This is a genomic window from Arthrospira sp. PCC 9901 (genome assembly GCF_059013425.1).
In genome coordinates this window covers 4,181,474-4,202,427 of the sequence record NZ_CP102296.1, presented here as the reverse complement: position 1 = coordinate 4,202,427, position 20,954 = coordinate 4,181,474, and the positions used below count along the sequence as shown (strand labels likewise).

Below are 20,954 nucleotides of genomic sequence, written 5' to 3'. Positions count from 1 at the left end.
ATTTTGGCTAACAAAGTTACCGCAAAGATTAGAATAAAACCCAAGTATCCTTACTGCCGCCCCCTTGGGAAGAGTTCACCACCAAAGAACCTTTTTTCATAGCCACGCGGGTCAAGCCGCCTGGATGAACATAAACCCCTTGGGGACCGTAAAGGATATAGGGTCGTAAATCGACATGACATCCCTCAAAGCTATCCCCTAGCAGGGTAGGAACGCGGGATAAAGAAAGGGTAGGTTGAGCGATATAATTGCGGGGGTTCGCCTTAATGCGTCCAGCAAACTCTAGTCGTTCTTCTTCTGTGGCTTGAGTCCCAACTAGCATCCCATAGCCACCAGCTTCGTTAGCGGCTTTAACGACTAATTTATCAAGGTTAGCCACCACATATTCAAGTTGCTGAGGTTCCCAACATAGGTAAGTAGGAACATTAGCCAAAATCTGATCTTCTCCCAGATAGTAGCGAATCATCTGGGGGACATAGGCATAAATTACCTTATCATCAGCGACACCCGTACCCAAAGCATTAGCCAGGGCGACGCGACCATTGCGATAGACCTCAGTGATACCAGGAACTCCTAAAAGTGATTCAGGATTAAAGGTCAGGGGGTCAATAAAGGTATCATCAATGCGGCGGTAAATTACATCAACCCGCTGTAAACCTTTTGTGGTTCGCATTTGCACATAACCATCTGCTATCACCAAATCCCGTCCTTCCACCAATTCTACTCCCATTTGTTGGGCGAGGAAAGAATGTTCAAAATAGGCAGAATTATAAATCCCCGGAGTCAGAACCACCACGGTCGGGTCATCGATGTGGGAAGGGGCTAAATTCAGCAGGGTATCTAGGAGATGACTGGGATATTCATCAACGGGTTGAATCCCTAGGGTAGCGAAGATTTGGGGAAAGGTGCTTTTCATTACCCGGCGGTTTTCCAGAACATAGGAAACCCCAGAGGGACAGCGTAGGTTATCTTCTAAAACATACCATTGACCATCGCGATCGCGTACTAAATCCGTCCCGGTGATATGACACCAAATATTTTTAGGGGCTTCAATTCCCATACAGGGTTTAAGAAAGCCTTTAGATGAGTTAATCAAATCTTCAGGAATCACACCATCTTTGACTATTTTCTGATCACTGTAAATGTCAGATATAAACAAATTGAGAGCCTGAATTCTCTGGATTAGTCCTCGTTCTAAATACGCCCATTCCTGCGCGGAAACAATACGAGGAATCATATCAAAGGGCAAAATCCTCTCGGTCCCCTCACTATCGCTATAAACGTTAAACGTTGCCCCTAGTTTCATCATGGCGGTTTTCGCCGCCTGTTGTCGCATCCTAATTTCTTCTGGGGACAGGGAATTAAGCCTATCTATTAACAGTTTGCCTTCGGGTCTCGGTTCCCCTGGAGAGGCAAATAGTTCATCGTAGAAATCACCTGGATCGTAAGAATCAAATAGCACAAATTGTGGCCCCAACTGCTCTAACACCTCTGATGATAAGGGGCTGAGTCCGTCCGGGAACTGTAGTTAATGATACCAACTGGTTAGCCCCAAGTTAGTGGTGTTTTTTTGTCGGAGCCAATTCTACCATACAACGGGTCACAGTTACAGTACAATTTGCTGGCCCCTATTGGTAAAGTGGACTTGTTGGATTTGCCAAACGGGGTTGCTAGTTAGGGTTTGGCGTAAACTACCGAACAGCGCTAGTTGTTCACAGGAGGACAGGGAGGTAAACACGCGGGGGCTATTGCTGGGAACCCGAAAATCTATGGTGATGGTATGCTGATGGCGGATAATTCGATACCCCAAGGAAAAGTCGGCGGATTCCTGGTTGTCTAAAACCTGCTTGACTGCCAATTCTAGGGACTGTTCCGCCGGAAGTGTAATGCTTCTTGGTACTAGGTTTTGACAGGTGCTGTCGGCTTGATAAAGGGTGACTGGGATAGTATTTGCTGTGGGGACGGTGGTTTCTTTTAGGGGCGGCGGCACGGGAGGGGTTTCTGGTTTGCTTTGGGCGCTGCTGGTTTGGGGGTCGGGTTGGTTGATGGGGGTTTCGGAACTTTCCTCAACGGGGACACTACAGCTTGTCAAGGCGACAATCATCACTGTAGTCAAAACAGGGGGTAACAAATGTTGGATACTAATCATGGCTGGTATATGGGTATGGGGTATAGTTAACCATTCAAGGCTAAAAGGCTTGACTCCGAATAGCATTCACCTGTCCCCGTTATCCGGCCCGATAGATAAATATTTCTTGAATGAGGCTAAATGGTTACGACAAACTGGAATCGCCGACATATCCTATCTCTGGCTGATTTCACTGCTGCTGAATATGATACGGTTTTGCAAACTGCTGCTAGTTTCCGGGAGGTTCTCGGACGTAGGACTAAAAAAGTCCCGGCTTTACAGGGTCAGGTGGTGGCTAATTTGTTCTTTGAACCTTCGACCCGGACTCGCAATAGTTTTGAATTGGCCGCGAAACGTCTGTCGGCGGATACGTTGAATTTTGCGCCGGGGACTTCTTCGCTTACTAAGGGTGAAACTATCTTGGATACGGCTAAAACTTATTTGGCTATGGGAACGGATATGATGGTGATCCGACATCGTGAAGCGGGGGTTCCTTTGGCGATCGCCTCGGAGATGGATCGCCTTAATACTCAGGTGGCGATTTTGAATGCGGGAGATGGTCAACATGAACACCCATCCCAGGGATTATTGGATTTGTTTACTATTTGTCGGGTTTTTGACCCGGAAAATCCCCGCCTGGATTTATTGCGGGGTAAGAAAATTGCGGTGGTTGGGGATATTTTGCATTCTCGGGTGGCGCGGTCTAATATCTGGAGTTTGACGGCTACGGAAATGGAGTTGCATTTAGCTGGTCCGCCGACTTTGCTACCTAAATGGTTTGCGGGGTTGGGTAGCGATCGCCCGGGAAAATTGTTTTTACATTGGAGTTTAGATGAGGCTCTGGCTGATGCTGATTTTGTGATGACTTTGCGCTTGCAAAAAGAACGGATGACTAATTATTTATTGCCGAGTCTGCGAGAGTATCATCAACTCTATGGGATTACTACGGAACGCTTAAAGTTATGTCGTCCTGATGTGAAAATTCTCCATCCCGGTCCGGTTAATCGCGGTGTGGAAATTAGTTCGGAGTTGATGGATAATCCCGATCGCAGTTTGATTTCTCAGCAAGTTACTAACGGTATTGCGGTCAGGATGGCTTTATTATATTTGATTGGTGTCGGTAAGGGAGGATAGAAGACCTGTGCGGGTATTTCCAGACCCTCAACAGTTACAAATGGCTATGGATGCGATCGCTCAATTTCAGGCCTCTCCTGTTCCTGGGGTCTGGTTAGGCTTGGATCGGGAACAGGTGATTAGTGAAATGCGATCGCGCCTTCAAAACCCCTTTAGTCTCAGTCAGGGAGGACAGCCTTTTTGTGGTCCGGCGGTGATGATTTTTGAACTGATTAGACATCACCCCCAACAATATGTCAAAATTTGTCGTAACTTGTTTCAACTCGGCGGCTTTCATACCCTCAAAAATACCTGGATTTCTGCGTCGGAACGTCTGCGAAATACCCACGGCAACTTTCTGATGCCTCAAGCTGATTGGATGCTACTTTCTACCCTGCGAGAATCTCAAAATTTATGGCTTCCTATTGAGCCTAATGCGCCGGATCTTCTCCGTAACTTGGCGGGAATTACTAAGCCCTGGGAAATTGTGGGATGGACTCAGGAACTTCTCGGCTTTGCTGATGTTAATTTCACCAAACCTTATTTATTTGGTCATCTCCAAGCTATGGAAAATGCCACTGCTGTTTTAGACCAAGGTGGGGTGGTGTTGGCTTTGATAAATGCTGAGGCTTTACTCAAAAATAAGCCCCCTTTAATACCTTATCCTAGTCATTGGGTGGCGGTGGTCAGTGCTATGGATTTCACTGATACTAATTCTCCCCAATTAATTGATTTTCAAGTTTACAGTTGGGGTCAAAAAATGCGGGTTACAGCTACTCCTCAAGCCTTCTCCCTCCACTTCTGGGAAGCTATTACCGCACAACCATTATAAGGCGATCGCATCGGTGGATTTAACTAGATTAATTCCGGCGGCGGAAAACCTTTTAAATGCGGCTTCTGCGGCTTCTGTGAAATCGACTACACCCGGAACTATTACCGGAGAAGTACAATCTTCTAACACATAAATCCGTTGCGCTAAAGTGCGATCGCGCTGTTGAATTTCTGTCAGTAAATCCTCCACAGTCCAGGCGACACAGTGACTCTTAGCTTGACCCGCAATAAATAGCAGATCAAAGTTCAGCAGTTGCTCAATTAGCCCCTTATTTGTGTTACCAATACTCACGCCATTACTAGCCACTGAAACCTCTGGCTTTAGGGCTGAATAATTTTCCGTGAGGGGATGTTGACCTTTTAATTCTAGGTGAGTTTGACTGTAACGGGCGATATTATGAAAAAATAGGGCTTCTTCTACTCCTGAAACTAAAGCATGACTAATACCGCCCACCATACCATGATAGGGCCAAATCGTCAGAGGATAGCGCCCCCCTTCCGTCAATTGATGGGTATAATAGCGGGCGTGTTGTGCTAAGGTTTGTTCATCCCAACCCCTAAAATTTGGGGCGATCGTTGGATTAACCCGCCATCGACCTTTAGCGATATCCTCATCAGTAATAGTCCTTCCCGGTTCGGGATATTCACCACTATCATTCACCCAAAAAATCGGATGAAAAATCTGCATAGCAGTGTGAGTATCTAGGGTGGCTATAATTCCAGTAATTACACCCAAATGGCGATAAATAAACTCACATAATCGTTGATTATCTTGTACTGCACCCCTCACAAATAACTCAAATCCGGGAATACAAAATGTATTCTGAACATCAATTAGTAATAAACCAATCCGTTGAGTATCCTTAGCTGCAGGTTGAATGTCATGTTCCTGCGCCCAAAGCCGTGCCTCTCTCTCCCGCTGCTGATAGGGTACTTTCCACACTTCCTCAAGTTTATGGCTATCAAAGAAAACCGGAATCGGCAGAGATTGGTTCATTCTTAACCCCCTATGATCAGTATTGGGCCGGACTAAATTTGCATATTCAGCCGATATCTAATAGTACCATAAACCACATTATATGAGACTTGTAACCCATATTTTTCTTGTAGCCAGCTTTGGACATCACAATAAGTTTTAAAGCCAGAGTCTTGGCGAGTCAGCTTATACTTGAGTTCCTGTAACGCATCCGGGGGAATTTTTTGCCTACGTCCTTTTTTATATTCATTAAAAATTAAACGATCTATTCCACCTTGTTTATAGCGATTTAACCAGCGATGGATAGTAATTCGGTTCACCCCTAATACTACCGCTAATTTAGTAATACTACTAACCTTATTAGACTTGAGCAGATAAAGTGCTTTAACTTTCGCAAACCCCTCAGTTGCTATGGTTTGACACATTAAAAATTTCAGGTCTTCGAGCGTTTCTTGGATTTCCAATTGATGGTATTTCATCTCAATCACTCCAGGCTATGCAGGCTAATCAAATTAATCTTGATGATGATTTGCTAAAAATAAATATTCGATCGCATTAAAAATCACTTAGACCCAGCTATAAACAGTGATCAAATATACTGAATATTCAATCCTCCCTAAATTGTCACTAAGGCTAATGATTAATAATTGCCCTACCATTTAAACCCAGCTTACCAAGATAATCAACTGATTAATAAAATTACCCACAAAACCCACTTTATAAATCTTTTGCCTCCCCCCAAAACCTCCAAAACCCACCTTTTTTTAGGCTACTGCCACATCCCAGAATATTTGGACCATACCCAGATACCCTTGACAAAAAGCTGGCTATGTGCATAAAATAAAAAATTATCATATCTCTACAAAACTTAACAACCTTTAAATTGTGACCAAAAATCCTACTATTTCTAAGTCCCCTCTGAGGCGGTTATTTGAATATGCCGATCGCTATCGTCTGCAAATTTGGCAGGCCAGTATTTGCTCAATTCTCAATAAAATCTTCGACCTAGCGCCTCCGGTTCTCATTGGTGCGGCGGTGGATGTGGTAGTTAATGAACAGGACTCATTTATCGCCAGATGGGGTATTGAAAATGTCCAAAGTCAACTAATTGTTTTATCGATTATCAGTGGCATAATTTGGGGTTTAGAATCCCTATTTGAATATATTTATAAACTACTGTGGCGTAACCTCGCCCAAACCATTCAACATGAACTGCGTTTAGATGCTTATCGACACCTGCAAAATCTGGAGTTATCCTATTTTGAAGAACGCAGCACCGGCAGTTTAATGTCTATCCTGAATGATGACATTAATCAACTGGAAAGATTTTTAGATGTTGGGGCTAATGAAATTCTGCAAGTAGTGACCACAATATTAATTGTCGGCGGTGGTTTTTTCATTATATCTCCCGAAGTGGCTTGGTTAGCTATGCTACCGATGCCGTTCATTGTTGGGGGTTCCATACTGTTTCAAAAAAGGTTAGCGCCCCGTTATGCAGAAGTCCGCGAAAAAGTTGGTTTTCTGAATGGTCAATTGTCTAATAATTTGACGGGTATTACTACCATTAAAAGTTTTACTGCCGAAGAATATGAAGCGGAAAGAATTGGCAAGCAAAGTCAAGGCTATAGACTAGCTAATCGACGTGCGATCGCTTTTTCAGCCGCCTTTATTCCGATGATTAGATTCTTGATTTTCTTTGGTTTTACTGCCACCTTAATTGTTGGCGGTTTACAAACCATAGAAGGACGGTTAGCAGTAGGCAGCTATAGTGTTTTGGTGTTTATTACTCAGCGTCTGCTGTGGCCTTTAACTCGCCTAGGAGAAACCTTTGACCAATATCAACGGGCGATGGCTTCTACCAATCGGGTGATGAATTTACTAGATACCCCCATTGCTACTCACCCCGGAAATATTGCCTTAAAGAGTCAGGAAGTTAGGGGAGAAATTGACATTAAAAATATCACTTTTTCCTATAACCCTCAAATGCCAGTCATGAAAAATCTATCCCTATATATTCCAGCGGGAGATACCATTGCTATTGTCGGGGCTACTGGGTCTGGTAAAAGTACGTTAGTCAAACTGTTATTAAGGTTATATGAAATCCAGTCAGGAACCATTTTGATAGATGGCATAGAATTACAACAAATTAAACTTGAGGACTTACGAAAAGCGATCGGTTTAGTCAGTCAGGATGTGTTTCTGTTTCATGGGACTGTAGCCGAAAATATCGCCTATGGCACTTTTGATGCCAGTTTTGATGAGATTGTTAGTGCAGCGAAAGTGGCTGAGGCTGATGGTTTTATCAATAGTTTTCCCCTAGGATATGATACAATTGTGGGAGAAAGAGGTCAGAAACTATCGGGAGGACAGCGACAACGAATTGCGATCGCTCGTGCTGTGTTGAAAAATCCCCCCATTTTGATATTAGATGAAGCGACATCAGCGGTAGATAATGAAACGGAAGCGGCTATTCAGCGATCGCTGGAATACATCACCCAAAATCGTACTACTATTGCGATCGCTCATCGTCTTTCCACTATCCGCAATGCTGACTGTATTTATGTGATGGAAGATGGTCAATTAGTCGAGTGGGGAAGACATGAGGAATTGCTGGAAAAACAGGGAGTTTATAACGGCTTATGGCGAGTTCAGTCGGGCTTGAGGTTGTCAAAGTAACCATGACTGCTAGAGAGCAAAATTAAGTCTTGACAAAAATTGATTTTAGATTTAAAATGGGATTATTGTCGGAAAATGTCCTAAACCATATACCGTTAATTTGGGGGAGGTGATGGTTGTGAAATTAGCAGAAGCCTTAATTTTACGCGCTGATCTGCAGAAGCGAATCGCTCAATTACAACAGCGGTTGTTGCGAACTCTGAAAGTTCAGGAAGGCGAAGAACCTCCCGAAGATCCCCAAGACTTAATGGGGGAGTTAGAAAATCTAAGCGCTGAACTGCTGCGTTTAATTCAGCAAATCAATCGGACTAACTCAGTCACGCAATTAGAGGGAAAATCTCTATCAGATGCTTTAGCAGAAAGGGATACACTCAAACTCAAGCGCAGTGTTTATAAAGCGGCAGTTGAAGCAGCATCAGAACGCTACGATCGCTATACCAGAGGAGAACTGAAAGTATTAACTACGATTAATGTGGCTGAGGTGCAAAAATTGACCGATAGTTTAGCCCAAAATCATCGACAACTAGATACAAAAATTCAGGCTTTAAATTGGGCAACCGATCTAATTGAGACTTGAATAAACCCGGATAATTGTTGGTAGCCAAACCTTCAGAAGCGAGTGTGAACCGCCAACTCGGTAAGTTGGGAACATCAAACAAAAAAAACATGGTTGGATACTGGGCGTATTCTGGGTTCGACTCCCATTACAAATTTTGCCCAGCATTGTAACAAGGTTACAAGAGAAATGTCACATTTTACTACCGCATACTGGTCTGTATGGTTTGGTGAGGGTGGGTTAGGGGATAACAATTATCTGTAGGGGTTGATTGTCCTATAATATACTAGAGGCAATATTATTGATATAGTATCCAATGACGATCGCGATCGATTTGGGAACCAGTAACACAGTAATTTCCCGTTGGAACCCAGTTACTGAACAACCGGAAACCCTAAAATTACCTGGTTTGTCACAAATTTCAGCCCAAAATCCCCCATTAATTCCTAGTCTGCTTTATGTAGAAAATGCCAAGGAAAAACAAGTTTTATTAGGTCAACAAGTGCGCGATCGCGGTTATGATTTAGCCAACGATCCGCGTTTTTTCCGTAACTTTAAACGGGGAATTGGTAGTAATATTCAGGGATTTTTACCAGAAATTGACGGTGAGATAATCACCTTTGAAACCGCCGGAGAATGGTTTTTAAAAAATGCGATCGCCGCTATCAGCAACATTCCCCTAACGGTAGATTCCCTAATTTTTACAGTACCCGTAGATAGTTTTGAAACCTATCGCAACTGGTTAGGTCGTATCTGCGAGTCCTTGGAAGTCCCACAAGTGAGGATGATAGATGAACCGACAGCGGCGGCGTTGGGTTATGGATTAGGCGATCGCCAATTATTGCTAGTCATAGATTTTGGTGGTGGCACCCTGGATTTATCCCTAGTCCGTTTAGATGCCACGACCGCCAAAAATCCCCTAGGTTTTATTCTGAAATGGGGTCAAAAATCCTTAGCGGAATCTTCTGGACAAAAAGCCAAAACCGCGAGAGTTATCGCCAAATCAGGTCAGAATTTAGGAGGTTCAGATATCGACTATTGGCTGGTAGATGATTTCGCCCAAACCCAGGGATTAGTCAAAAATGCTTTAACCACCCGTTTAGCCGAAAAGCTGAAAATTCAGTTATCCCTAAAAACCCAAGCCAGTGAAGTTTATTTTAATGAGGAAACCTTCGAGAGTTACGAGTTAGAAATGACTCGCGATCGCTTCAATGAAATCTTGACACAAAACCAATTTTTTGAGAACCTAGATAAAGCCATGGGTCAGGTTTTACAGCAGGCGCGTCGCCAAGGGATAGAAGTGGGGGATATTGACGCGGTTTTATTAGTAGGGGGGACTGTACAAATTCCGGCTGTTCAAGACTGGGTAAAGCAATATTTTAACCCGAGTCAAATTCGCAGCGAAAAACCCTTTGAGGCGATTTCTCATGGTGCATTACAACTAAGTTTAGGCACTAAAATTGAGGACTTTCTTTATCATAGCTATGGTGTTCGCTATTGGAATCGCCGGGATAATTGTCATGATTGGCATCCAATTATTAAATCTGGTCAACCCTACCCCATGACAGAAGCGGTAGAATTATTGTTAGGCGCTTCCTTAGAAAATCAACCCAGTATTGAATTAGTTATTGGTGAATTAGGCGACGAAACTGGGGGAACAGAAGTCTTTTTTGATGGCGATCGCCTAGTTACTCGCAGTCTCAACACCGGAAAAGCTACTGTCCAACCTTTAAATGATACTGACACCGGACGCAGTATTGCTAAATTAACCCCTCCGGGAAATCCTGGTAGCGATCGTATTCGGGTACAATTTCAGATTGATGAACAGCGTTTTTTACGAATTACAGTCGAGGATATATTGACCAGTCAAACCTTATTAAATAATCAAACAGTCGTCCAATTAAGCTGACACCAGGGAGTTAGGCTAGTGATTATCTTTCACGGTGCATAATTAAAATGGCGGGGGCTAGATAGAAATTCATTAATCCAGCTTTCCCGTCGTTTTCCCTGTTGATTAGCTTGCCAAATTTTACCTGTGTTGATATCCAAACAAGTTAGCCACCCTTTAGGGCTATATACCCGTGTATCAAGACAAATTGCATAGCCAAAATTTACAGGTTTTCCGCTTTTCTGGCTAGTATGACCACATACCATAATTTTACCAGAATAGTGAGGTTTAGCACTATAAAACTTTTCCCAAAATAAATGGTCATTGGATTGTTTAGATAGGGGGATATTGGGCGCAACATTAGCATGAACAAAAAAATGAGTTTCTTCTTCCCAATAGTCTAAACAGGTTTGTTCGACAAATTCCCAATGTTCAGGTAAAATATGGTTAATTTTAGGTTTTTTTCGGGATGAATTTTGGTAAGATAATATAGTTTGTTGACCGCCACAAATTTTCCAGGTATCTAAACTATTAGGATGCGATCGCGCTGCTAACATCATAATTTCATGATTTCCCCGTAGAGGGATTAACTGACCCTGATTATACAGATAAATTAACCTATCAATTACCCCCTTAGAGTCAGGACCGCGATCGACATAATCCCCCAGAGTAATCACGCGGTCATCTGGTTGAATACTCACCATATCTATGAGAGTATCAAAGGCTTTTGAACAGCCATGAATATCACCAATCGCCAAAATTCGCATAAACATTAATTGAGATATTTTGCTACTATTTTAACGCCGATTTAGGCGCATCCTAAATCGAATCGGGACGTAGGGAATCTCAAAATCATCAATCCAGCCAGTTTGTTTTTCCCCCTTTTGATTAGCTTGCCAAATTCTGCCACTATTGACATCTAAACAAGTTAACCAACCCTGACCACAAACCCAAGTATCAATGCAGATAGCATGACCAATATTAAGAGGTTGACCAGTTTTTTGGGTAGTATGACCGCAAACCATAGTTTTTCCAGAATAGTGAGGAGAAGGATGATCAAATGATTGCCAAAATAGCATCCTTTCCGGTTGTTTATTTAAAGGTAAATTGGGATACACATTAGCATGAACAAAAAAATGCGATCGGTTTTCCCACCAATTTCGACACACCTTTTCGAGAAAATACCAGTGTTTTTCAGGGATAGAATTAATCCCCTTATACCCGCCATGATGACCATAAGAAGCCATAGTTTCTTCCCCACCAGAAGCCTGCCAATGATACCAGGCATCCCAACCCAAAGAACGCGATCGCAACATCAAAATTTCATGATTTCCCCGCAAAGCAATCAATTGTCCTCGGTCATGTAAATCGATGAGGCGATCGATAATTCCCTTCGAGTCTGGGCCGCGATCCACATAGTCACCCAAGGTGATAATCTGGTCATTCGGTTGCAGTTTAATCGCCCTAATTAGGGTATCAAAAGCCACCGAACAACCGTGAATATCACCAATTGCCAAAGTTCGTTTAGGCTTGTGAATCCTACTACTCATGTACTATAACAGGTGTGCCAACTGATGCCCACTCAAATAGCCATCTAGCATGGTCTACAGCAACATTTGTGCAACCGTGGCTAACTGGAGTTCCAAACATATTATGCCAATAAGCGCCATGAATTGCCATGCCGCCATCGTAGTACATTGTATAAGGAACATCCGGCACATCATAACCAGGGCCAGTCATACGGGTACTACGATACTTAGTTTGAACCCTAAAATTACCAACACGGGTAGGAGTTGAGGGTTTTCCAGTAGAAACAATCACCGCATAAACCGCTTTATTTCCCTCCCAAGCGATCAACCGTTGGCTAGTCAGATCAATTTGAATCCAACGTTCCGAAGACTGTTGTAAATCCAACATCCGCCGCGCTATCATATTATGAAATTCTTGGGCTTGTACCGGAGTTGAGTCCCCGTAAAGCAGTGTTACCCCTAGACTCAGCCCCGCTACCAATAGTCCCAGCTTACGCCATGGAATTGAACTTTTCATGATTTCACCTTCCTAGAGTCTGTGCATAACTAAATCCATTTTAGAAGAATTTTACCCCTTCTGAATCATGGGATTTGTCCCCATTTTCTGACTTTTCCCCAGAGTTCAGGATATCTATTAAATGTTGCGCGCGCCCAGTAATTTCCTGCCAGTTACCCTGGGATATCGCCTGTTTAGGGAATAAATCTCCTGATAATCCCACCGCTATAGCCCCCCCTTCAATAAACTTAATAGCATTGTTTAAAGTAACTCCCCCAGTAGGAATCAAGGGTATTTGACCTAGGGGACCCTGTAAACTTTTAATATAATCAACACCTCCCACCGATGAAATCGGAAAAACTTTAACACAACTCGCCCCATTTTGCCACGCAGTCACAATTTCCGTCGGCGATAAAGCCCCCGGAATTATCGGAATTGTCCTGGCTTGTGCTAATTGAATTAATGATAAATTAATGTGGGGAGAAAATATAAATTGTGCGCCACAATTGACAGCATCCCGTAAATTTTGCTCAGTTAAAATTGTGCCAGTCCCAATTAAACAATCCGGCAACTCGGACCTAAGTTTACTAATGATTTCCGGTGCCTTTTCACCATTCCAGGTAATTTCAATTAAGCGAATACCGCCCCGGCTAACAGCCCCAGCCATTTGTAAACCTAGTTCCCAACTGGGGGGGCGAATTACAGCGATCGCTTTATGGGTTTTCAGTTGTTTTAACCAATCCCTATTTTCCATAATCTCTAACTTGGTTATAATAGTTAAATTAGTCTCACTACAACAATTCCTGTTCACTAATTATGGCCCCCACTCCCACTCCCACCAAAAAAAGCGGTAGCCCCCTCCCCCCAGGGGCGATCGTCCGTTTAGGAAAGTTCGCCTGGACTACTATGTGGCGGTTGATGATGTCAAAGTTAGCCCCCCGTAATTCTTCTGGGGAATATATCCGCCCCGAAAGCCAATTTCGCCACCAGGTAGGGACAGCAGCCTATCCCCCAGAGGCGGGACGCTATCAGTTAATTGTGGGCTGGGGTTGTCCTTGGGCCCACAGAACCCTAGTTGTCCGGGCTTTAAAGGGGTTGTCCTCTGCGATATCCATAAATATCGTTTCTCCTTCCCCCGACTCGGGAATGTGGGTTTTTGACCAGCCAGAAGTCGAATTTAACACCCTACCTGAATTCTATCATAATGCTAAACCGGGTTATCAGGGGCGAGCTACTGTCCCCCTCTTGTGGGACACGCAGCAAAAGGCGATCGTCAATAATGAAAGCGCCGAAATTATTGTTATGTTAAATTCCGAGTTTCAGCAGTTCGCGAAATACCCCGATCTAGATTTATATCCTCCCGCCTTAAAAGAAGCGATCGACTCTTGGAATGAGCAAATTTATCAATATGTTAATAATGGTGTCTATCGCTGTGGTTTTGCCCAAACCCAGACCGCCTATGAAACCGCCTGTAATCAGCTATTTGATACCCTCGATTTAATCGACCAAACCCTAGCCAATTCCCGTTATTTATGTGGCGATCGCATTACCTTGGCAGATGTCCGATTATTTACCACCCTCTTTCGATTTGATACCGTTTATTATAGCCTGTTTAAATGCCACCGTCGCCGCCTAGTGGATTATCAAAATCTCTACCCCTATTTGCGCGATATATATCAACTTCCCGAAGTCGCCGAAACCTGCAACTTAGAAGTTATTAAACGAGACTATTACGGCAATTTATTTCCCCTCAACCCCGGCGGAATTATCCCCCTCGGTCCTGACCTGGATCTACATCAACCCCATGACCGCGATCGTCTTACCCAAACTAATTAATTTTCTAGTGATAGCAAATTATCTCCCATGACCCTGATTCCATCTAACCAGAATAATTATCCATTACCCTGCCATGTCTTCACAATATCCTCAATTTGTGCGGGGATGGGGCTAGGTACAAAAATTGAGAAATCCGTGATTTTAGTGTCCTGATTATCTAATCTTTTAGCCCGATTATCTAATTGGTCAGAAGCCCCTTGGTCAAATAATGTTGGTTGTATATAAACTTCCTCTGAATTACTCCCACTACTTTTGACAAAATCACCCATAGGTTTAATACCATGTTCAAATCGATTTAAAATTGTCTTAAACGCTTCTATACTATGATCTACACCAATCCAATTACGTTGCATTTCATCAGCGATCGCTAAACTTGTCCCCGAACCGGCAAAACCATCAAGTATCAAATCTCCTGGATTCGATGAAGCCGCAATTATTCTTCTCAATAAATCAGGATTTTTTTCAGTTGGATATCCCGTAATTTTAACATTTTGATTATAAGCATCCCGGAACTCTAGCCAAATATCCTGAACTCCCACCCCTGAATGTTCATTGAGATAAACCTTCCTTCTAGGATTACCATTTTTAGACCAGAAGATTTCACCTCGTGCGTCCATTTCATCCAGAGTCTTTGGGGGATATTGCCAATGTTTACCCGGAGGCGGCATTTTACCCCGCCAAGGCTTCCCAGTTTCACCATGACGCACACCTGGTGCATGGAGTGGAACCTTCATAAATTGACGACCAGTTTCTGGTTCAATATATTGATACTCCTTTTTACTATTTTCCGACAAGGGGACTTTGGGTTGATTCCATATATATGTATCTGACTTGGTATAAAATAATATAAAATCTGCAGTTTTCCCATAAGTTCTACGAGTATAATTTTTGGGATTGCATTTTTGTCTGACTATCATATTTCGATAGTTTTCAGCACCAAAAATTTCATCCATTATTAGCTTGATATGAAAAATCATCTTTTCATCAAGATGTAAATAAATTGAGCCATGATTTGACAGTAATTGATGCAGCCATATCAGACGTTCTCGTAAAAATTCCACGAACATAGCACCCGTTAAGGTATCATCATAAGCCTTCGACTGTTTTCGTGACAAAAAATGGCTTTCTGTCGCAAAGGGTGGGTCTATATAGATTAAATTAATACTCCCGCATATTTCGGGTTCCGTAGCCAGTAAACGAAGAACATCTAAATTATCGCCAAAATATAACCTTTTAGGTGAAGCATGAGAATAAATACTTTGATATTCGACTAAATCACTATTAATAATTTCCTGGTATGATTTTTTATGGGCATAGACCAGCTCAACTTGATTATCGTCAAGCAATTTATCTTTTTTAGGTATTCCAATTGCCATAAATTAACTGTTATGATACTAACCACTCGATGTTTATGCGTTCTGGAAACATTCGGAGAGTAACCACCTTACATAATCTCGCCACATTGAACCCAGAAGTAAGCCGGGGCTATCGTTAAGAAATATGACTTTAAGATTTAATCCATTAGTTTGAGCATATTTCAGAATCTCACTAGCACAATCACGATACTGGCCTGTTCGATCATCTTCTTGAGTACCACCTCGGTCTGAATCATACCTAGCTAAACCTACAGCAACTGGCTGATTATTATGTAATAAAACAAAGTCTACTGGGCGATTTGGTCTAGGATAATTATCAAAAAATTCTCCTAATCTTACATCTTTGCCAGCACGTTTAGGGCCGATAATCTCCAGTTTTGAATATTGTTCACGAACGATTTTAAATAGCCTTTCTGTTAGATCATATCCTTTTTTACCACGCTCCTTATATTCCCAAAGCACGGCACATAAAGCCTCATCAGGCATAGGTCTCGACAAAAATTGGGATTGAACTTCTGTAATTAAACGAAATCCCTTGCCAAATCGATTACATATTTGATCAGCATTTGATTTTTTTTGAGCATTTCTACAGGTGTTTCTGGACTCACATATTTTCTGAATACTCGACAAAGTTGTATCCGCATCCAAACGGGTTGGATTTGTGTAATTGCCAAAAATAGATCCGTTGAAGAATGGGATGACTTTAACAGATGACCAAATGTGACCAGTACAGGTTGATAAAGTTGACAGGCTAATGATAGGATATCTGGATAGTATTCACCAGCAGATAAGGTGATCCAAAGATGACCATCTTCTTGATAATCTCGGAAGCTGGTTTGATCACTTTTTGGCAATTTGCTAATCTCTCCTTTTCATTGAATGATACCAAAAATCAGAAAAATTAAAGGATTCCGAAGCTATAGCCTCAGAATCCTTAGAAGTTAATTATAGAGCCGAATCCCCAGAATTAGGCAAAATAGATCCCCGTCACTTCAGGAAAACTACATTAAGCCTAATTGAGACAGAATACCTTGGCCAGTCAGTAACTCGGTGCCAACACCGATAACGAAACCAAGCATAGCGAGGCGACCGTTCCAGGTTTCCGCGAATTCGGTGAAACCAAATTTAGTTCCTTGATTTTCCATTGTGAGTTACTCCTAAATAGGTTTGCTTGATCCAACTAAACAAAAGTTAACACACTTACCGCCAATTTTGCAACATTTGTTTACACTTTTCTGAAAAAAAAATACGCCAACCGCCGAAACCCCTTCAAATCAAGGGTTTATCCTCTAGCCAGACTATGGGCGATCGCATCTAATCAACAAACTAGCCGATAATAAAAACCGTAGCAGTAGAGCAGGCATCATGGACATTCGCATCGGAAACGGATACGACATTCACCAGCTAGTCGAAAACCGTCCCCTAATACTAGGCGGCGTTAAAATTGAGCATCATCTAGGATTACTCGGTCACAGCGATGCCGATGTCCTCACCCATGCCATCATGGATGCTATGTTAGGGGCGCTAAGTTTAGGAGATATCGGCGTTTACTTTCCCCCCACAGATGAACGCTGGGCGGGTGCTGATAGCCTAGTCTTACTAGAACAAGTTCATAGCCTCATACAACAGCGAGGCTGGCAGTTATGTAACATAGACTCAGTAATTGTGGCTGAACGTCCCCAACTCAAACCCCATATCCCGACAATGCGCGATCGCATCGCCAATGTCCTAAAATTGGAACCGGACCAGGTAGGCATCAAAGCCACCACCAACGAAAAACTCGGACCCGTAGGACGAGAGGAAGGAATAGCCGCTTACGCCGTCACCCTCCTAAAAAGAGCCTAAAAGCGCAATCGCCATAAACTTTGCCAGTTATGAACCATTTAGTCTATCCAGGGTCAAAGCGCGGGTTACTCATCCGCCTAGCCTCAGTATTATTAGTAGTATTATTAGCCCTAGGCTTATGGGGTTGTGGTGTCGCCCAATCTGCCGACAGACCCTCCCGCCTAGTCATTCCCACCCCTAGCGGTCCGAGTACGTTTAACTATCCGCTAAATCAATCAGCCTATAGCGTTTTTGGCTATATTTATAGTCCCGTCATCGAAGAACACCCCGTTACCGGAGAACTCCAACCAGGTCTAGCGGAGTCTTGGGAAATTGCCCCAAATGGTCAAAGGATTATCATCACTCTGCGATCGGGTTTAAAATGGTCTGACGGTGAACCCATGACCGTAGATGATGTGATTTTCACCTACAACGAGATCTATTTCAATGACCAAATCCCCAGTAGCTTTAAAGATATTCTCAGAGTAGGACGCGATCGCACCCTACCCACCGTTAAAAAACTCGATGATCGGCGGGTCGAATTTTCCGTCCCCGAACCCTTCGCCCCTTTCCTCCGATATGCAGGCGGTTTACCAATTTTACCTGCCCATATTTTAGCTGACTCCGTTCGGACTTTCGACTCTCAAGGAAATCCCCTATTTTTGAGTACCTGGGGAACCAATACCGACCCCCAGGAAATTGTTGGTAATGGTATGTACCGCATCAGAAGCTATAACCCCAATCAACGGGTTATCCTAGAACGTAACCCCTACTATTGGCGGGAAGACTCACAGGGGAACCCCCAACCCTATATAGAGCAAATAGTGTGGCAAATTATCGAGAGTAGCGATACCCAACTACTCAATTTTAGGTCTGGTTCCCTGGATACCCTAGATGTTCAACCCGAAGCCTTCCCCCTGCTGAAACCTGAAGAAACCAGGGGTCAATATACCATCTATAGTCCGGGTCCTGATACCGGAACTGTGTTTATGTCTTTTAATCTTAATCAGGGTAAAAATGCCGACGGTAGACCTTTTGTGGAACCCTATAAATCCCGATGGTTTAATAATCTAGCCTTTCGTCAAGCAGTATATTATAGCATAAATAGAGAGGTGATGAAAAATAATATTTTTTTAGGATTGGGTGAGTTACAACATTCGCCGTTCCCGGTGCAAAGTCCTTTTTATCTATCTCCAGAACAGGGATTAAGAACCTATAGCTATAACCCGGAAAATGCTAGGGAATTATTGCGAGAGGCGGGTTTTTCCTATGATGTTAATGGCAATTTAATCGATGACGAAGGTAATCAAGTCCGGTTGACGTTGTTGGTGGCGGCGGGTCGAAAAGTTCGGGAACAAATGGCGACCCAAATTGCTCAAGATTTATCCAGAATCGGCATCCGAGTAGACCCACTATTTTTGAGTTTTAATACTTATGTTAGTCGGTTGTCTAAGACTCGGAATTGGGATGCTTTTTTGGGTGGATTCACTGGGGGGGTTTTAGAACCCCATGGCGGCTATAATATTTGGTCTGTTAATGGTCGTCTGCATACGTTTAATCAAGGTCAGCAACCGGGAGAACCTGAAATAGAAGGTTGGGTGGTATCAGACTGGGAGCAAAAAATTGATGATTTATATGTGCAGGCTTCCCAGGAACTAGATAATGATAAACGTAGGGAACTTTATGGAGAAGCCCAGAAGATTATTGCCGAAAATTTGCCGTTTCTGTATATGGTTAATCCTTTGGTATTCGATGCCATACGCGATCGCATAGAAGGCATTAACTATACACCCATCGGCAGAGGGTTCTGGAATTTATACGAGTTAAAAATTCGCGAATAGGGATAAATAAACGGTATCCTCAGATGACCAGTATCAGGAAATTTTCAATGACACCGGAAGCCTTAAAACAGCTATTAGAATATGTCGCACAAGGCTATTTATCCCCCATAGAAGCCCTGAACAAAATGCGATATTTTGACTTTGAGACGGTCGGGAATTATGCCAAAATAGATAATCACCGACAACTGAGAACCGGATTTCCCGAAGTGATTTGGGGACCCGGAAAAACCCCAGAGCAAATCCGAGAAATAATGCAGACTATGCAGGGGCGAAATCCGGTAGTGATGGCGACCCGAATTGATCCGGAAGTTTATGAAGAACTGCGGCGGGAAATGCCAGATTTAGAATATTATCGAGAGGCTAAGATTTGTGCCTTAGATGGACGTTATCGGTCCGCTGAACCGCAATCTGTGGGTGTAATAGGAATTTTAACCGCCGGAACTGCTGATATATCTGTGGCGGAGGAAGCAGCGGTAACCGCCAGCTTATCAGGGTTTCAGGTAAAGCGACTGTGGGATGTGGGGGTAGCAGGAATTCACCGACTATTAGGAAACTGGCATTTAATCTCGGATGCTGATGTTTTAATTGTAGTAGCGGGGATGGAAGGAGCTTTACCCAGTGTCGTGGCTGGTTTAGCTGATTGTCCAGTAATTGCTGTCCCCACCAGTATTGGCTATGGTGCGAGTTTTAATGGGTTAGCACCCCTATTAACTATGCTGAATTCCTGTGCGGCGGGTGTAGGAGTAGTCAATATAGATAACGGATTTGGCGCGGCTATCTTGGCTGGCCAAATCCTGCGAGTGGGAGAGCGATTAAACAGAAAAATGGATCAACACTGAGACAAGTTTTTGCACAAAAACAGTCGCCTCGGCTGACCCAAAAACACAGAATCCCAACTCCAATCTATCTGGGCTATGCGATAGCCCACTTGATGATAAAGTTGTCGTGCTTGGGAATTATTTTCCAGAACATGAAGGTACAAATCAGAGAAACCCCATTTCATAGCGACTTGTTCGCAACCAATCAGGAGCTCTCTAGCCACACCCTGGCGGCGGGCTGTGGGATGAACAGCTAAATTAGAAATATATGGATAGCGATCGCCAATTGACCAGGGATTGTGCGATCTTAACCCCATTTCCACCGTTCCTACCAAATGTTCTGGGACATTTAGAGGTATATTACCTAATTGACGGGGAGAATCTGCGATCGCAGCTACTAGACAGGTATAATACCCCGAGCTAGTAGCCAAGCGATTACGCAAATCCTCGTAAATGCCCAGGCGAAAAATAGGATACATCAAGCCACCGAGTCCCTGTCGAGTATGAAAACTCTCAGCGAGGATCTCCGTTAATCGGGTAACATCAGCCCGGTTGGCTGCCCTAATTTTTAGGGGATAACCCTTGAGGGCACCACCGGAACCTTCTCGTTTGTAAGTTGTTGAGGTCAAGAAGAACGGCTCCACGATTCCAAGCCAACTTCTTTACACTGTACCATTACTCCATTGGCATCGGATCAATTAACTAGGCTAGTGGTATGGCGATCGCCCATAGCTTATAAATTATGATCGACATGAGGGTGCAGCGATCTAGCCACGGCTGGGTATAACAATATTGTCAACCCTCCCACTAAACTCACTTGATGAAAAGGCACATAGTCGAAGTTCCAGTATCGCTCCCGACTAGATGAATATAGCTCCCTCTCGAACTCAGCAGTCTACAATGGTCTACCGTAAGCTCAACAACTCTCAAATTAGACGGGCGGGTTGGGTTGGCTTGCTTATCGTGAAGAGTCACCTACGGTGTAATCTACCCCACGATAGACAACCCATTAGTGGTACTGACATCAGAAGTCCCCGAATTGATGAGCCCTTCCAGCAGGAGATCG

The 20,954-nt window shown here is 43.3% G+C and carries 22 protein-coding genes; 9 read left to right on the top strand and 13 right to left on the bottom strand.

Going from position 1 to position 20,954, the window contains the following annotated elements; genetic code table 11:
- Nucleotides 1–28: 28 nt before the first annotated feature.
- Nucleotides 29–1,462, bottom strand: a complete 1,434-nt coding sequence (locus NLZ44_RS18710) for a circularly permuted type 2 ATP-grasp protein (RefSeq protein ID WP_048895401.1) — start codon at nt 1,460–1,462, stop codon at nt 29–31.
- A 144-nt stretch (nt 1,463–1,606) separates the two neighbouring features.
- Nucleotides 1,607–2,215 carry a hypothetical protein gene (locus tag NLZ44_RS18705; RefSeq protein ID WP_493750751.1) on the bottom strand — a complete coding sequence of 203 codons (609 nt, stop codon included), beginning with the start codon at nt 2,213–2,215 and terminating at the stop codon, nt 1,607–1,609.
- A 54-nt stretch (nt 2,216–2,269) separates the two neighbouring features.
- Between NLZ44_RS18705 and NLZ44_RS18700 the strand changes: the two genes are divergently transcribed.
- Together NLZ44_RS18700 and NLZ44_RS18695 are read left to right on the top strand one after the other, a co-directional pair.
- Nucleotides 2,270–3,262, top strand: a complete 993-nt coding sequence (locus NLZ44_RS18700) for an aspartate carbamoyltransferase catalytic subunit (protein WP_315662686.1) — start codon at nt 2,270–2,272, stop codon at nt 3,260–3,262.
- A 7-nt stretch (nt 3,263–3,269) separates the two neighbouring features.
- Complete coding sequence (locus NLZ44_RS18695; protein ID WP_493750750.1) at nt 3,270–4,073, top strand: hypothetical protein; 804 nt, start codon at nt 3,270–3,272, stop codon at nt 4,071–4,073.
- Here NLZ44_RS18695 and NLZ44_RS18690 read toward each other — a convergent pair.
- Together NLZ44_RS18690 and NLZ44_RS18685 are read right to left on the bottom strand one after the other, a co-directional pair.
- The gene (locus tag NLZ44_RS18690) at nt 4,068–5,069 is read right to left on the bottom strand and encodes a cysteine hydrolase family protein (RefSeq protein ID WP_493750749.1); all 1,002 of its coding nucleotides are present in this window, start codon (nt 5,067–5,069) and stop codon (nt 4,068–4,070) included. The genes NLZ44_RS18695 and NLZ44_RS18690 overlap by 6 nt on opposite strands.
- 32 nt (nt 5,070–5,101) lie before the next feature.
- Nucleotides 5,102–5,527, bottom strand: a complete 426-nt coding sequence (locus tag NLZ44_RS18685; RefSeq protein WP_493750748.1) for a helix-turn-helix domain-containing protein — start codon at nt 5,525–5,527, stop codon at nt 5,102–5,104.
- 406 nt (nt 5,528–5,933) lie between these two features.
- On the opposite strand from NLZ44_RS18685, the gene NLZ44_RS18680 reads away from it, so the two are divergent.
- The 3 genes from NLZ44_RS18680 (at nt 5,934) to NLZ44_RS18670 (ending at nt 10,189) form a co-directional block, all read left to right on the top strand.
- The gene (locus tag NLZ44_RS18680; protein ID WP_493750747.1) at nt 5,934–7,724 is read left to right on the top strand and encodes an ABC transporter ATP-binding protein; all 1,791 of its coding nucleotides are present in this window, start codon (nt 5,934–5,936) and stop codon (nt 7,722–7,724) included.
- Nucleotides 7,725–7,836: 112 nt separating this feature from the next.
- Complete coding sequence (locus tag NLZ44_RS18675; RefSeq protein ID WP_006619497.1) at nt 7,837–8,301, top strand: DIP1984 family protein; 465 nt, start codon at nt 7,837–7,839, stop codon at nt 8,299–8,301.
- A gap of 295 nt (nt 8,302–8,596) precedes the next feature.
- Entirely contained in the window at nt 8,597–10,189 is a 1,593-nt protein-coding gene (locus NLZ44_RS18670) for an Hsp70 family protein (protein WP_006626051.1), read from the top strand.
- 29 nt (nt 10,190–10,218) lie between these two features.
- Here the strand turns inward: NLZ44_RS18670 and NLZ44_RS18665 are convergent, their stop codons facing one another.
- From NLZ44_RS18665 to NLZ44_RS18650, 4 genes are read right to left on the bottom strand one after another with little or no spacing between them, the layout of a single operon-like run.
- The gene (locus tag NLZ44_RS18665) at nt 10,219–10,941 is read right to left on the bottom strand and encodes a metallophosphoesterase family protein (RefSeq protein ID WP_008050361.1); all 723 of its coding nucleotides are present in this window, start codon (nt 10,939–10,941) and stop codon (nt 10,219–10,221) included.
- A 24-nt stretch (nt 10,942–10,965) separates the two neighbouring features.
- Nucleotides 10,966–11,718, bottom strand: a complete 753-nt coding sequence (locus NLZ44_RS18660; protein ID WP_111894157.1) for a metallophosphoesterase family protein — start codon at nt 11,716–11,718, stop codon at nt 10,966–10,968.
- Nucleotides 11,711–12,214: a L,D-transpeptidase gene (locus tag NLZ44_RS18655; protein WP_111894155.1), complete on the bottom strand. Its 504-nt coding sequence runs from the start codon at nt 12,212–12,214 to the stop codon at nt 11,711–11,713. Before NLZ44_RS18655 ends, NLZ44_RS18660 begins: the two co-directional genes overlap by 8 nt.
- 40 nt (nt 12,215–12,254) lie before the next feature.
- Complete coding sequence (locus NLZ44_RS18650; protein ID WP_493750746.1) at nt 12,255–12,947, bottom strand: bifunctional 4-hydroxy-2-oxoglutarate aldolase/2-dehydro-3-deoxy-phosphogluconate aldolase; 693 nt, start codon at nt 12,945–12,947, stop codon at nt 12,255–12,257.
- 62 nt (nt 12,948–13,009) lie between these two features.
- Here NLZ44_RS18650 and NLZ44_RS18645 point away from each other — a divergent pair, with 62 nt between their 5' ends.
- A complete protein-coding gene (locus tag NLZ44_RS18645) occupies nt 13,010–14,029 on the top strand; it encodes a glutathione S-transferase family protein (protein ID WP_008050359.1) in 1,020 nt (339 codons plus the stop codon).
- Between the two features lie 56 nt (nt 14,030–14,085).
- Here the strand turns inward: NLZ44_RS18645 and NLZ44_RS18640 are convergent, their stop codons facing one another.
- The 4 genes from NLZ44_RS18640 to NLZ44_RS18625 form a co-directional block, all read right to left on the bottom strand.
- The gene (locus tag NLZ44_RS18640) at nt 14,086–15,405 is read right to left on the bottom strand and encodes a site-specific DNA-methyltransferase (protein WP_006626057.1); all 1,320 of its coding nucleotides are present in this window, start codon (nt 15,403–15,405) and stop codon (nt 14,086–14,088) included.
- Between the two features lie 33 nt (nt 15,406–15,438).
- The gene (locus NLZ44_RS18635; RefSeq protein WP_493750745.1) at nt 15,439–15,891 is read right to left on the bottom strand and encodes a hypothetical protein; all 453 of its coding nucleotides are present in this window, start codon (nt 15,889–15,891) and stop codon (nt 15,439–15,441) included.
- A 35-nt stretch (nt 15,892–15,926) separates the two neighbouring features.
- Nucleotides 15,927–16,259, bottom strand: a complete 333-nt coding sequence (locus NLZ44_RS18630; RefSeq protein WP_493750744.1) for a hypothetical protein — start codon at nt 16,257–16,259, stop codon at nt 15,927–15,929.
- Nucleotides 16,260–16,406: 147 nt separating this feature from the next.
- On the bottom strand, nt 16,407–16,550 hold the full coding sequence (locus NLZ44_RS18625) for a chlorophyll a/b-binding protein (protein ID WP_006619489.1): 144 nt from the start codon (nt 16,548–16,550) through the stop codon (nt 16,407–16,409).
- Between the two features lie 220 nt (nt 16,551–16,770).
- Between NLZ44_RS18625 and ispF the strand changes: the two genes are divergently transcribed.
- Genes ispF through larB form a run of 3 tightly spaced genes read left to right on the top strand, consistent with a single transcriptional unit; the run spans nt 16,771 to nt 19,909 of the window.
- Nucleotides 16,771–17,250, top strand: a complete 480-nt coding sequence (gene ispF, locus NLZ44_RS18620; protein WP_006626062.1) for a 2-C-methyl-D-erythritol 2,4-cyclodiphosphate synthase — start codon at nt 16,771–16,773, stop codon at nt 17,248–17,250.
- Between the two features lie 29 nt (nt 17,251–17,279).
- Nucleotides 17,280–19,070 (top strand): ABC transporter substrate-binding protein, encoded by a 1,791-nt coding sequence (locus NLZ44_RS18615; protein ID WP_493750743.1) that lies wholly within the window; start codon nt 17,280–17,282, stop codon nt 19,068–19,070.
- 47 nt (nt 19,071–19,117) lie between these two features.
- Entirely contained in the window at nt 19,118–19,909 is a 792-nt protein-coding gene (gene larB, locus NLZ44_RS18610; RefSeq protein ID WP_493750742.1) for a nickel pincer cofactor biosynthesis protein LarB, read from the top strand.
- On the opposite strand, the gene NLZ44_RS18605 is transcribed toward larB, so the two are convergent.
- A complete protein-coding gene (locus tag NLZ44_RS18605; protein ID WP_493750741.1) occupies nt 19,900–20,517 on the bottom strand; it encodes a GNAT family N-acetyltransferase in 618 nt (205 codons plus the stop codon). The genes larB and NLZ44_RS18605 overlap by 10 nt on opposite strands.
- Between the last annotated feature and the right edge of the window lie 437 nt (nt 20,518–20,954).